Here is a 13,515-nt window from a genome sequence, read left to right as displayed (position 1 = left end):
GGGGCGGCGTTTTTCATTTATCCGGCAACCCGCCGCGCATGGCCCGGCGCTACCCGATCACGCGATCAGCCGCCGGCGCCACCACCACCGGCCTGGATGCCACCGGCGGTCAGCGCGGTCGGGTCCAGTAGGCGGCGCAGCTCGGCCTCGTCCAGCCCGCTGTCCTCCAGCGCCACGTCCAGCACCGGGCGCTGTTCCTTGTAGGCACGCTTGGCGATCGCCGCCGCCTTCTCATAGCCGATGATCGGGTTCAGCGCCGTCACCAGGATCGGATTGCGCGCCAGCGCCTCGGCCACGCGGTCCTCGCGCACCTTCAGGCCGGCGATGGCGCTGTCGGCCAGCAGGGTGGACACGTTGGCCAGCAGGCCGATGCCATCGAGCAGGTTCACCGCGATCAGCGGCAGGGTGACGTTGAGCTGGAAGTTGCCGGTCTGCCCGGCCACGGTGATCGCGGTGTGGTGGCCGATCACCTGCGCGCAGGCCATCACGGTGGCTTCGGGAATGACCGGATTGACCTTGCCCGGCATGATCGAGCTGCCCGGCTGCAGCGCCGGCAGTTCGATCTCGCCCAGCCCGGCCAGCGGACCGGCATTCATCCAGCGCAGGTCATTGGCGATCTTGATCAGGGCCACCGCCAGCGCATTGAGCTGGCCGGACAGCTCCACCGCGTCGTCCTGCGCGGCCAGGCCTTCGAACTTGTTCTCGGCGCTGTCGAACTTGAAACCGGTCTGCTGCTTCAGCGCCTTGGCCACCTGTGCACCGAAGCGTGGGTCGGCATTGATGCCGGTGCCGATGGCGGTGCCGCCCAGCGGCAGGCGGCGCACGCGCTTGAGGCTGTCCTCGATGCGCTCCTGTGCCGAGGCCAGCTGCGCCGACCACGCACCGAATTCCTGCTCGAAGGTCAGCGGCATCGCATCCATCAGATGGGTGCGGCCGGTCTTGACCACCTTGCGCAGGCTGCGGCCCTTCTTGTCCAGGGTCTTGCGCAGGTGCACCAGCGCCGGCAGCAGCTGCTCGTGCGCGGCCAGCACCGCCGACACGCGCAGTGCGGTCGGGATCACGTCATTGGAGCTCTGCCCCTGGTTGACGTGGTCGTTGGGGTGCACCGCCGTCTTGCCCGCCTTGCCCGCGCGGTTGGCCAGGGTGGCGATGACCTCGTTGGCATTCATGTTCGAGGACGTGCCCGAACCGGTCTGGTACACGTCGATCGGGAAATGCGCGTCCCAGTCACCGGCGGCCACTTCAGCAGCGGCCACCTGGATGGCCTTGGCCACGACCTTCGGCAGGTGGCCCAGCTCGGCGTTGACGCCGGCGGCGGCGCCCTTCACCAGGCCCAGGGCGCGGATGAAACCGCGCGGCATGCGCTGGCCCGAGACCGGGAAATTCTGTACGGCGCGCTGGGTCTGCGCGCCCCACAGGGCGTCGGCAGGCACCTGCAGTTCGCCCATGCTGTCATGTTCGATCCGGAAACCGGCGGTCTTGCCCTTGCTTGCAGCTTTGCTCATTGCATCGACTCCGCACTACTTCTGTTGGGGAAAGGGAAGCGGCGGCTGGCAGCGGGTCGCTTCCCGGGGCTGGCGGCTGTGCCAACGATACTCCCTTGTCCGCAGCATGGGATGCCGCGGACGGGCCAGACCGTTCCGTCCGCTGGGCCGTCCTGTAGAGCCGAGCCTACGCTCGGCTGCCCGTGGGCGGCCGATTGCCCAAAGCAGCCGAGCGTGGGCCCGGCTCTACAGAACACGCCAGCCCGGAGCGTCGTAGAATATGGCCCCCGCCGCTCGCCCCAGCCCTGCCGACATGTCCGATTACGCCCTGCTCGCCCTGTCCCCGCTCGATGGCCGCTATGCCGGCAAGGTCGACGCCCTGCGCCCGATCTTCTCCGAGTACGGTCTGATCAAGGCCCGCATCACGGTCGAGGTCGAGTGGCTGCTGGCCCTGGGCGCCGAGCCGGGCATCGTCGAACTGGCCGCCTTTTCCGACGCCACCACCGCCCGCCTGCGCGCCCTGGCCGCCAACCTCACCCCGGCCCAGGCCGCGCGCGTGAAGGAGATCGAGCGCACCACCAACCATGACGTCAAGGCGGTGGAGTACTTCATCAAGGAACAGCTGAAGGACGACGCCGAGCTGGCCCCGGCCCTGGAATTCGTGCATTTCGCCTGCACCAGCGAAGACATCAACAACCTCAGCTACGGCCTGATGCTGGAACAGGCCCGCCGCGAGGTGCTGCTGCCGACCCTGGACGGCATTGCCACCACCCTGCGCACCCTGGCCCATGCCCAGGCCGGCCAGCCGATGCTGTCGCGCACCCACGGCCAGACCGCTTCGCCCACCACCCTGGGCAAGGAACTGGCCAACGTGGTCGCCCGCCTGGAGCGCCAGCGCCGGCAGATCGCCGCGGTCGAGCTGACCGGCAAGATCAACGGCGCGGTGGGCAACTACAACGCCCACGTGGCCAGCTACCCGGCGGTGGACTGGCCGGCCTTCGCCGAGCGCTTCGTGACCGGCCTGGGCCTGGTGTTCAACCCGTACACCACGCAGATCGAGCCGCACGACAACATCGCCGAGATCGGCGACGCGGCCCGCCGCGCCAACATCATCCTGATCGACCTGGCCCGCGACATCTGGGGCTACATCTCGCTGGGCTACTTCAAGCAGCGCCTGAAGGAAGGCGAAGTCGGTTCGTCGACCATGCCGCACAAGGTCAACCCGATCGATTTCGAGAATGCGGAAGGCAACTTCGGCATCGCCAATGCGCTGTTCGAGCACTTCAGCGCGAAGCTGCCGATCAGCCGCTGGCAGCGTGACCTGACCGATTCCACGGTGCTGCGCGCACTGGGCACCGCCTTCGGCCACGGCCAGGTAGCACTGGATTCGCTGGCCAAGGGCCTGGGCAAGCTGGAAGTGAACCCGCAGCGCCTGGATGCCGATCTGGACGCGGCCTGGGAAGTGCTGGCCGAGGCCGTGCAGACGGTGATGCGCCGCCACGGCCTGCCGAACCCGTACGAGCAGCTGAAGGCGCTGACCCGTGGCCAGGGCATCACGGCCGAATCGATGCGCGCCTTCGTGCAGGGTCTGGAGCTGCCGGCCGATGCCAAGCAGCGCCTGCTGGACATGACCCCGGGCAGCTACACCGGCCTGGCCGAGTCGCTGGCGAAGAAGATCTAAGGGTTTCCTTTGCGGCGGCGGCCGCGGCGCTGCCTGCGGCAGGCTTTACTGCCAGGGCAACAGCAACTGCAACGTCAAAGGCGGCTCTGGATTGTTGTCGTGCTTGGCGGGGCGGGCTGGGTTCGCGGGGGACGCCGTGAATCCGTCCGTGGAGGCTTGGCAGCCGCATCCATGCGGCTGACACCCCCGCGAACCCAACCCGCCCCACCCCTGACAGATTTCCGGTGACGGATGAGTAGATCCACGCCATGCGTGGATGACGTTGTCGGGACGGAATTGAGAGGGACGCGGCTTCGCCGCGTCCCTCTTTGTTTTGGGCTCTTTGTAGAGTCGAGCCATGTTCGACTGCTTCCGCTCAGTCGAGCAAGCTCGACGCTACGCGAGCAAGCGCAGCGCGCGACCCGCTGTTGCCTTTGCTTTTCTTCTTCCCTTCCGTGGCGGGCCGCGCAGGAAACTGTCAGGGGCCGGGCGGGTGGGCTGCGCGGGGGTGTCCGCCGCATGGATGCGGCGGCCAAGCCCCCATGGAAGGGTTGACGGCGTCCCCCGCGCAGCCCACCCGCCCGGCCAAGCGCGATTCTGCTGTTGGGAGCCCCACCCGCCACGAGGGGCTCCGCCGTTGGCCGGAACCCCGCGACAAACCATCGCACGTGCGCAATCCCAGCGAACGGCGGACAATGGAGACCTTGGCGGCCCGCCACGCCGCCCCTCCCGCTTTCCGCTGCAAGGAATCCCCCATGGCCGCCCGCAAGTCCTCCGCCCCCCTCATCGAAGTCACCGCCCGCCCCGGCAAGCCGCTGGGCATGGCCCCGGCCACCTTCCTGCGCGACTTCTGGCAGAAACGCCCGCTGCTGATCCGCAACGCCTTCCCCGATTTCCAGACCCCTGTGCAGCCGGAAGACCTGGCCGGGCTGGCCTGCGAGGAAGGCGTGCTGGCGCGCCTGATCCAGCACGACAAGGCCCAGGACGGCTGGCGCGTGCGCAGCGGCCCGTTCCAGGAAGACGTGTTCCCCGCCCTGCCCGACCACGACTGGACCCTGCTGGTGCAGGACGTCGACAAGTGGGACCCGGACGTGCGCGCCCTGATCGAGCACTTCAGCTTCCTGCCGCGCTGGCGCATGGATGACGTGATGATCAGCTTCGCCGCCACCGGTGGCTCGGTCGGTGCCCATGTCGACCAGTACGACGTGTTCCTGCTGCAGGCCCACGGCCACCGCCGCTGGCAGATCGATGCCAGCGAGTCGATCAAGGGCAAGCGCCCGCCGCTGGGCTTCCGCCCGGACGTGGAACTGAAGCTGCTGCAGGTGTTCAAGCCCACCCACGACTGGGTGCTGGCGCCGGGCGACATGCTGTACCTGCCGCCGAACGTGCCGCACCACGGCGTGGCCGAAGATCCCTGCCTGACCTTCTCCTTCGGCATGCGCGCGCCGGCCTCGGCCGAGCTGATCAGCGACTACCTGGACACCCTCATCGCCGATGCCGACGAGAACATCCGCTACCAGGACCCGGACCTGAAGGTGCCGGCCGACCCGAACGAAATCGATACGGTGGCCATGGCACGGGTGATCACCGCGCTCAACGCCATCCGCATGAACGATCCGGACAAGCTGGGTGACTGGTTCGGCCGCTTCATCACCACCTACCGCGCGGCGGGCGAAGTGATGGCCCACCAGGCCGCGCCGTCGCCGGAGGAAGTGGTGCAGGCGCTGGCCTCGGGCCTGCTGCTGCAGCGCCACCCGTGGGCGCGCTTGGCCTGGCGCCGGGCCAAGCGTGGCGCCAGCCTGTATGTCAGCGGCCAGGATTTTGCCCTGCCGGTGAAGGACGCCCAGCGTCTGGCCGGTGCCGAACAGCTCGACGCGGCCGCCTACCGTGGCCTGTCCGACAAGGGCCGCGCCGTGCTGCAGCAGTTGTTGGTGGGCGGTGTGTTCCAGCTGATCGACCCGAACGAGGTGTTCGACGATGAGGACGAGGCCGATGGCGAGGACGGCGTGCTGGGCGAAGTGGTCGAGGGCCACGACCAGGTGGCCGAACTCCAGGACGAGGTCGTGTCCGACGATGTCCACACCGTGACCGTGCATGACGACGGGATCGAGGTCATCGTCAACTTCGAAGACCACGACGAAGACGACAGCGACGCCGGTCGCGCCTGAGCCATGGCCACGATCCGGGTCCAGCAGGTCAGCCACGCCGACGCCCATGTCGCCATCCACGATGTGCGGCAGCGGGTGTTCGTGCAGGAACAGGGCATCGCTGCCGAACTGGAACGTGATGCGCTGGACCCGGTCTGCGCCCATGTGCTGGCCCTGGACGCCGACGGCCAGCCCGTCGGCACCGGCCGCCTGGCCCCGGACGGCCGCATCGGCCGCATGGCGGTGCTGGCCAGCCACCGCAACCAGGGCGTTGGCGAGGCCCTGCTGGAGGCGCTGGTGCAGGCCGGGCGCCAGCTCGGCCTGGCCGAGGTGCACCTGCACGCGCAGCTGCCGGCGCGTGATTTCTACGCCCGCCAGGGCTTCCTGCCCGAAGGCGAGGTGTTCGAGGAGGCCGGCATCGGCCACCAGCAGATGCGCCGCCGGCTGGGCGTGGCCAGTGCCATCGACAGCCGTGCCGAGGCGGTGGCCATCACCACGGCCATCATCCACCGCGCCCGCCGCCAGCTGTGGCTGCACAGCCGCCAGCTGGACCCGGGCCTGCTCGATGCGCCGCCGGTGCAGGCGGCCCTGCGCCGCTTCGTCACCGCCCGCCACGACAAGCAGCTGCGGGTGATCGTGCACGACGCGGCCGCGATTGCGGCTGCCGGGTCCCCGCTGCTGGCGCTGGCCCAGCGCCTGCCCAGTGTGATCCAGTTCCGCGAGGTGAGTGATCCGATCGACCGTGCCCTGGCCTCGGCCTGCCTGGTCAATGACGCGGGCGACTTCTACTTTCGTCTTATCGGCCATCGCCTCGATGGCGAGGCCGGCATCGCGCTAGCGGCACGTTCGCAGCCGTTCGAGCAGCAATTGCAGCGCGTCTGGGACCGTTCGCGCGATTGCAGCGAACTGCGCGCGCTCGGCATCTGAGCGCGCGGCACCGGACAAACCTGTCTGGGAGCGACACCGGGGGACGCGCGATGCCGCTGGCGGTGCCCCTTCGTGTCCGGATGGGGGTACAATTTGGCCGTTTGAACGCGCCCGTGCAGGGCTATTCATTTTCCTGCAGGGTCCTTCTGAAGCCATACCCCACAAAGCGAATCAGCACCCTCCATCGTGGACAATCAACTGAAGCAGTTTGCGCAATCTTCGCAACTCGCCGGCGGCAACGCCTCCTATGTCGAGGACCTGTACGAGCAGTACCTGGTCTCCCCGGATAGTGTCGATCCCAAATGGAAAACCTACTTCGACGGCTTCAAGGGCCGTGAAGCAGGCGACATTCCGCACTCGGCCGTCATCTCCCACATCGCGGACGCGGCCAAGGATGCGCTGAAAGCCGGCACCGGTACGGGTGCAGGCGACGAGCGTGAGCGCAATGTCGGTCGTCTGATCACCGCCTACCGTTCGCGCGGCCACCTCGATGCGCGCCTGGACCCGCTGGGCCTGACCACGCCGGTCAACACCCCGGACCTGGGCCTGCCGTTCCACAGCCTGTCCGACGGCGATCTCAACAGCGAGTTCAGCACCGGCGGCGTCGGCGGCCAGCCGCGCATGAAGCTGCGTGACCTGCTGGCACGCCTGAAGGCGACCTACACCGGCTCGATCGGTGCAGAGTTCATGCACATCGCCGAAGTCGAGCAGCGCCAGTGGATCTACAAGAAGCTGGAACTGGCCGGTGGCAACTACCAGCTGGACGCGGACACCCAGCGCCGCACGCTGGAGCGCCTGACCGCCGCTGAAGGCCTCGAGCGTTACCTGCACACCAAGTACGTCGGCCAGAAGCGCTTCTCGCTGGAAGGCGGCGACTCGCTGATCCCGATGATGGACACCATCATCCGCAGCGCCGGCAAGGATGGCGTCAAGGACGTGGTGATCGGCATGGCCCATCGCGGCCGCCTGAACGTGCTGGTCAACACCCTGGGCAAGAACCCGCGCAAGCTGTTCGACGAGTTCGAAGGCAAGTTCGAGCACGACGAGCACGCCTCGGCCGGCGACGTGAAGTACCACATGGGCTTCTCGGCCGACGTGGCCACCGAAGGCGGCCCGGTGCACCTGGCGCTGGCGTTCAACCCGTCGCACCTGGAAATCGCCGACCCGGTGGTTGCCGGTTCCGTGCGTTCGCGCCAGGAGCGCCGCAAGGACACCGCCCGCAAGCAGGTCATGCCCATCCTGATCCACGGCGACGCGGCCTTCTCCGGCCAGGGCGTGGTCATGGAACTGTTCCAGATGTCGCAGGCCCGCGGTTTCGCCGTCGGTGGCACCGTGCACATCGTGGTCAACAACCAGGTCGGCTTCACCACCTCCAACCCGCTGGATACGCGCTCCACGCGCTATGCCACCGACGTGGCGAAGATGATCGCCGCCCCGGTGCTGCACGTGAACGGCGATGATCCGGAAGCGGTCGTGTTTGCCGCGCAGCTGGCCTTCGAGTTCCGCCAGAAGTTCGCCAAGGACGTGGTCATCGACCTGATGTGCTACCGCCGTTGGGGCCACAACGAGGCCGACGAACCGGCGATCACCCAGCCGCTGATGTACCAGGTGATCCGCAAGCACCCGACCACCCGCGAGATGTATGCCGAGCAGCTGGAAAAGGCAGGCGTGATCGCCGCCGGCGCCGGCAAGGCGATGGTCGATGCGTACCGCGACAAGCTGGACGGTGGCGAAGTGACCACCGAACTGGCCAAGGTCGAGAAGACCCCGCCGACCAGCCCGCTGTTCGTCGATTGGCCGAAGCTGCTGGAAGGCAAGCTGTCCGACGAGATCTCCACCAAGGTGGACAAGGACAAGCTGGTCGAACTGGCCAAGCTGATCAACAACGTGCCGGAAGAAGTGCAGCTGCACTCGCGCGTTGCCAAGGTGTACGACGACCGTCGCAAGATGGCCGCCGGCGAGATCCCGGGCGACTGGGGCTTTGCCGAGAACCTGGCTTACGCCACCCTGCTGGACGAGGGCAATGCCCTGCGCCTGGTCGGCCAGGACGTGGGCCGCGGCACCTTCACCCACCGCCACGCGATCCTGCACGACCAGAAGACCGACAACTACTACCTGCCGCTGCGGCAGCTGGTGGATTCGCCAGAGAAGGCCACCATCATCGATTCGCTGCTGAGCGAAGAAGCGGTGATGGCCTACGAGTACGGTTTCTCGACCACCGATCCCAACACCCTGTGCATCTGGGAAGGCCAGTTCGGCGACTTCGCCAACGGCGCCCAGGTGGTGATCGACCAGTTCATCGCCGCCGGCGAAGCCAAGTGGGGCCGTATTTCCGGCCTGACCCTGCTGCTGCCGCACGGTTATGAAGGGCAAGGCCCGGAACACAGCTCGGCGCGCCTGGAGCGCTTCCTGCAGCTGTGCGCGCTGGAAAACATGCTGGTCGTGGTTCCGTCCACCCCGGCACAGGCCTTCCACATGCTGCGCCGCCAGCAGCACCTCACCACCCGCAAGCCGCTGGTGGTGATGTCGCCCAAGTCGCTGCTGCGCCACAAGCTGGCCGTGTCGACCCTGGACGAGCTGGCCAACGGCGAGTTCCAGCACCTGATCGGCGATGCCAACGCGGACGCCAAGAACGTCAAGCGCGTGGTGCTGTGCTCGGGCAAGGTCTACTACGACCTGCTGGAAGACCAGACCAAGCGTGGCCAGGACGACGTGGCGATCATCCGCGTGGAACAGCTGTACCCGTTCCCGCGTGCGCTGCTGGCTGCCGAACTGAAGAAGTACGGCAAGGCCACCGATGTGGTGTGGACGCAGGAAGAACCGCAGAACCAGGGTGCGTGGTACCAGATCCGCCACCACCTGCAGTTCTGCCTGGCCGATGGCCAGAACCTGCACTACGCCGGTCGCGCACGTTCGGCTTCGCCGGCTGCCGGTCACATGGCTGACCACGTGCGTGAACAGCAGCAGCTGGTCGCCGATGCACTGGTCAACCCGTTCAACGACACGTTCGCTGAATAATCCTCCCCCTATTTAGAAGACAAACCAGGAAGCTCCCGCAATGGCCACCGAAGTCAAAGCCCCGGTACTGCCCGAATCCGTCGCCGACGGCACCATCGCCACCTGGCACAAGAAGGTGGGCGACGCCGTCAAGCGCGACGAAAACCTGCTTGACCTGGAAACCGACAAGGTCGTCCTGGAAGTGCCGTCGCCGGTCGACGGCGTGATCAAGGAAATCAAGTTCAAGGAAGGCGACACCGTCACCTCCAGCCAGGTCGTGGCGATCATCGAAGAAGGCGCCGTGGCTGCTGCCCCGGCTCCGGCCGCTGAAGCCGCTCCGGCTGCCGCCGCTGCCCCGGCTGCTGCCGCTCCGGCCGCCGCTGCTGCTCCGGCCCCGGCTGCCAAGTCGGCTGCCGACAGCCTGCCCCCGGGCGCCCGCTTCACCGCCATCACTGAAGGCGTGAACCCGGCCGACGTGGACGGCACCGGCCGTCGCGGCGCGGTCACCAAGGAAGACATCGTCAACTTCGCCCGCAACGGCGGCGCCGGCAAGGCCGGTGGCGCACGTCCGGAAGAACGCGTGCCGATGACCCGCATCCGCAAGCGCATTGCCGAACGCCTGATGGAGTCGAAGAACTCCACCGCCATGCTGACCACCTTCAACGAAGTCGACCTGTCCAAGGTGTCGGCGGCGCGCAAGGAACTGCAGGACGAGTTCGTCAAGGCACACGGCATCAAGCTGGGCTTCATGAGCTTCTTCGTGAAGGCCGCCGCCAACGCGCTGCAGCGCTTCCCGCTGGTCAACGCCTCGATCGATGGCGACGACATCATCTACCACGGCTACTCGGACATCTCGATCGCCGTGTCGACCGAGAAGGGCCTGGTCACGCCGGTCCTGCGCAACGTCGAGCGCATGTCGTTCGCCGACATCGAAAAGACCATCGCCGACTACGCCAAGAAGGCGCGTGACGGCAAGCTGGGCCTGGACGAACTGCAGGGCGGCACCTTCACCGTGACCAACGGCGGCACCTTCGGTTCGCTGCTGTCGACCCCGATCATCAACCCGCCGCAGAGCGCCATCCTGGGCATGCACGCCATCAAGGAGCGTCCGATCGCCCAGAACGGCCAGGTCGTGATCGCGCCGATGATGTACCTGGCCCTGTCCTACGACCATCGCATCATCGATGGCAAGGACTCGGTGCAGTTCCTGGTGGACATCAAGAACCAGCTGGAAAACCCGGGCCGCATGCTGTTCGGCCTGTAAGAGACCTCCCGCCCCTCCGCGCCTGCGCGGAGGGGTTCTGGTAATGCATCAAGGAATAATTCAATGGCTGAACAATTCGACGTCGTCGTCATCGGTGCCGGCCCGGCCGGTTACCACGCTGCCATCCGCGCGGCACAGCTGGGCCTGAAGACCGCCTGCATCGACGCAGCGCTGGGCAAGGACGGCAAGCCGGCCCTGGGCGGCACCTGCCTGCGCGTGGGCTGCATTCCGTCCAAGGCGCTGCTGGATTCCTCGCGCCAGTTCTGGAACATGGGCCACATCTTTGGCGACCACGGCATCAGCTTCAAGGATGCCAAGATCGACGTCGAAGCGATGGTTGGCCGCAAGGACAAGATCGTCAAGCAGTTCACCGGCGGCATCGGCATGCTGTTCAAGGCCAACAAGGTCGCCACCTACTACGGTTTCGGTGAACTGCAGCCGGGCAACGTGGTCAAGGTGAAGCAGCACGACGGTTCGGAAGTCGAGCTGAAGGGCACCAACGTCATCATCGCCGCCGGTTCGGATTCGATCGAACTGCCGTTCGCCAAGTTCGACGGCGACGTCATCGTCGACAACGTCGGCGGCCTGGACTTCACCGAAGTGCCGAACCGCCTGGCCGTGATCGGCGCCGGCGTGATCGGCCTGGAACTGGGCAGCGTGTGGAAGCGCCTGGGCGCTGAAGTCACCATCCTGGAAGCACTGCCGGAGTTCCTGGCCGTGGCCGACGCCGAAGTGGCCAAGACCGCTGCCAAGGAATTCAAGAAGCAGGGCCTGGACATCCGCCTCGGTGCCAAGGTCTCCAAGACCGAGATCACCGGCAAGGGCAAGAAGAAGGAAGTCGTTGTCACCTACACCGACAGCGAAGGCGAAAAGACCCTGACCGTGGACAAGCTGCTGGTGGCCGTCGGCCGTCGCGCCGCCACCAAGGGCCTGCTGGCCGAAGGCACCGGCGTGAAGGTCAACGAGCGTGGCCAGATCGAAGTCGACGCGCACTGCCACACCGGCGTCAACGGCGTCTGGGCAGTGGGTGACTGCGTGCGCGGCCCGATGCTGGCGCACAAGGGCTTCGAGGAAGGCATCGCGGTTGCCGAACTGATCGCCGGCCTGCCGGGCCACGTCAACTTCGACACCATCCCGTGGGTCATCTACACCGAGCCGGAACTGGCCTGGGTCGGCAAGACCGAAGCACAGCTGAAGGCCGAAGGCATTCCGTACAAGGCCGGCAGCTTCCCGTTCGCCGCCAACGGTCGCGCCGTGGCGATGATCGAGCCGGCAGGTTTCGTGAAGATCCTCGCCCATGCCGAAACCGATCGCATCCTCGGCATGCACCTGGTCGGCGCCAATGTCTCCGAGCTGGTGCACGAAGGTGTGCTGACCATGGAGTTCAGTGGCTCGGCCGATGACCTGGCCCGCATCTGCCACGCCCACCCGTCGCTGTCGGAAGTGATCCACGACGCGGCGATGGCGGTCAGCAAGCGCGCCATCCACAAGGCGAACTGATGGTTCGCGGGTAGTGCCGGCCGCTGGCCGGCATGACTGGATGCAGAAAGCCCCGCCTCGGCGGGGTTTTTTGTTGCCTGCAACGGCGCCGCCTGACTTGACGCCGCAATGTTGCGGTTCAATGATCGCGGCACCTACCCAAGGATGGAGATTGCATGCGCTCGATTCCCTTTGCCCGCGCATCGCGCACAGCTGCGGCGATGTTGATGGCCGCACTGGTTCCACTGCTGGCCTGCGCAGCCGAACCGCTGGAAGGCGATTTCCGCAGAGCCCCGGTACAGCCGGTCGAAGTGAGCGTGCTCGGCGCCAACCAGATCAGGATCCGCTACAGCATGCCGGGCGAAACCCTGTTCCATTCCCCCGGGGTCGATTACCGCTCCGCCGATGGCACCCTGCAGGTTGCCATCCGCCGCTGCGGCATCAAGGACAGCGGCTGCAAGCCGATGGCCAAGGCCACCTCGCCCAAGGACAATCCGTGGCGGCCCGAAGTCGTGCTGCCCTACCGCGGCGAGAAGATCATGATGATGTACAGCGATGGCCAGCAGCAGGTCATCCCTGCACCGCCGGCTGCGGGCTCACGCTGATCAGGACGCGCGGCCTGCAGCGGCGGTAGCCAGCGCCTTCACGAAGACCGGCGTGGCGCGCGATGCACGCCCCACCTCCGAGCAGACCAGGCCGAACACGCGGCGGATGCCGGGGGCGAGGGGCAACACCCGCAGCCCGTGACGGTCCAACGGCAGTGTCGATTCGGGCACCAGCGAAACGCCCAGGCCCTCGCGCACCAGCACGCAGGCGCTGGCCCAGTCGCGCACCGTGATCCGCACGTCGGCCAAGTGCAGGCCCGCGTCTTCCATCAGCCGCTGGCCGTTCACCGTGCAGCCGCCGGTGGCGAGGATGAAGGGCTCGGCGGCCAGTTCATCCAGCGCGATCCCGCGCTCGGTTGCGCGACGCCCCAGCGGATGGGTCTGTGCAAGCACCGCCACCCACGCGTCACTGCCCAGGGCCACGGGTGAGCGCGCTGGCGCGGGGTTCATCACCACGCCCACGTCGACAGCGCCCGAGTCGAGCCACTGCTCGACCTCCTCGTCCGTGCCCTCCACCACGACCACTTCGATGCCAGGGTGGCGGCGCTGGAAGTCGCGCAGCAGCGCAGGCAGCACGGTTGAAACGATCGAGGGGAACGTCGCCAGCCGGATGCGCGCCCCGCTCAGCCCCTGGCTGTCGTCGGCCAGCGCGCGGATGGCCTGCAGGCCGCCCAGCATGGTGCGCGCGTGTTCGATCACCTGCTGGCCCAGCGCGGTGACATCCACCTGGCGACGTTCGCGCACGAACACGGCAAACCCCAGTGAGGATTCCAGTTGGCCGATGGCCTGGCTGGCACCGGACTGGCTGATGCCGACGCGCTCGGCAGCGCGCGAGATCGTGCCCTCGTCAGCCACGGCCACCAGCAGCCGCCAATGCGCGAGATTCATCATGTGCGGCAGTAGCTCAGCTTATGCATACCCAATCAAACATTGATTTTACCCCCCCTCCCCG

Annotated in this window: 9 protein-coding genes; 7 read left to right on the top strand and 2 right to left on the bottom strand. The window is 67.1% G+C overall.

What is annotated here, in order from left to right:
- Positions 1–65 precede the first annotated feature (65 nt).
- Entirely contained in the window at positions 66–1,505 is a 1,440-nt protein-coding gene (locus ACM2ZB_RS01280; protein WP_313437543.1) for a class II fumarate hydratase, read from the bottom strand.
- A gap of 292 nt (positions 1,506–1,797) precedes the next feature.
- Here ACM2ZB_RS01280 and purB point away from each other — a divergent pair, with 292 nt between their 5' ends.
- The 7 genes from purB (at position 1,798) to ACM2ZB_RS01245 (ending at position 12,563) form a co-directional block, all read left to right on the top strand.
- Entirely contained in the window at positions 1,798–3,165 is a 1,368-nt protein-coding gene (purB, locus tag ACM2ZB_RS01275; RefSeq protein ID WP_416058599.1) for an adenylosuccinate lyase, read from the top strand.
- 734 nt (positions 3,166–3,899) lie between these two features.
- Positions 3,900–5,312, top strand: a complete 1,413-nt coding sequence (locus ACM2ZB_RS01270; RefSeq protein WP_416057112.1) for a JmjC domain-containing protein — start codon at positions 3,900–3,902, stop codon at positions 5,310–5,312.
- A gap of 3 nt (positions 5,313–5,315) precedes the next feature.
- Positions 5,316–6,218: a GNAT family N-acetyltransferase gene (locus ACM2ZB_RS01265; RefSeq protein ID WP_416057111.1), complete on the top strand. Its 903-nt coding sequence runs from the start codon at positions 5,316–5,318 to the stop codon at positions 6,216–6,218.
- Positions 6,219–6,404: 186 nt separating this feature from the next.
- Positions 6,405–9,236 carry a 2-oxoglutarate dehydrogenase E1 component gene (locus tag ACM2ZB_RS01260; RefSeq protein WP_416057110.1) on the top strand — a complete coding sequence of 944 codons (2,832 nt, stop codon included), beginning with the start codon at positions 6,405–6,407 and terminating at the stop codon, positions 9,234–9,236.
- Positions 9,237–9,276: 40 nt separating this feature from the next.
- Positions 9,277–10,479 carry a dihydrolipoyllysine-residue succinyltransferase gene (gene sucB, locus ACM2ZB_RS01255; RefSeq protein WP_108750050.1) on the top strand — a complete coding sequence of 401 codons (1,203 nt, stop codon included), beginning with the start codon at positions 9,277–9,279 and terminating at the stop codon, positions 10,477–10,479.
- A 63-nt stretch (positions 10,480–10,542) separates the two neighbouring features.
- Positions 10,543–11,979 (top strand): dihydrolipoyl dehydrogenase, encoded by a 1,437-nt coding sequence (lpdA, locus tag ACM2ZB_RS01250; RefSeq protein WP_416057109.1) that lies wholly within the window; start codon positions 10,543–10,545, stop codon positions 11,977–11,979.
- Positions 11,980–12,134: 155 nt separating this feature from the next.
- A complete protein-coding gene (locus ACM2ZB_RS01245) occupies positions 12,135–12,563 on the top strand; it encodes a hypothetical protein (protein ID WP_416057108.1) in 429 nt (142 codons plus the stop codon).
- Here ACM2ZB_RS01245 and ACM2ZB_RS01240 read toward each other — a convergent pair whose 3' ends face one another.
- Positions 12,564–13,451, bottom strand: a complete 888-nt coding sequence (locus ACM2ZB_RS01240; RefSeq protein ID WP_416057107.1) for a LysR family transcriptional regulator — start codon at positions 13,449–13,451, stop codon at positions 12,564–12,566.
- Positions 13,452–13,515 lie beyond the last annotated feature (64 nt).

It is taken from the genome of Stenotrophomonas maltophilia (assembly GCF_047782825.1).
In the GTDB taxonomy this organism is placed as follows: domain Bacteria; phylum Pseudomonadota; class Gammaproteobacteria; order Xanthomonadales; family Xanthomonadaceae; genus Stenotrophomonas.
The sequence above is the reverse complement of the archived record's forward strand: the minus strand, read 5'-3'. Positions and strand labels throughout refer to the sequence as shown.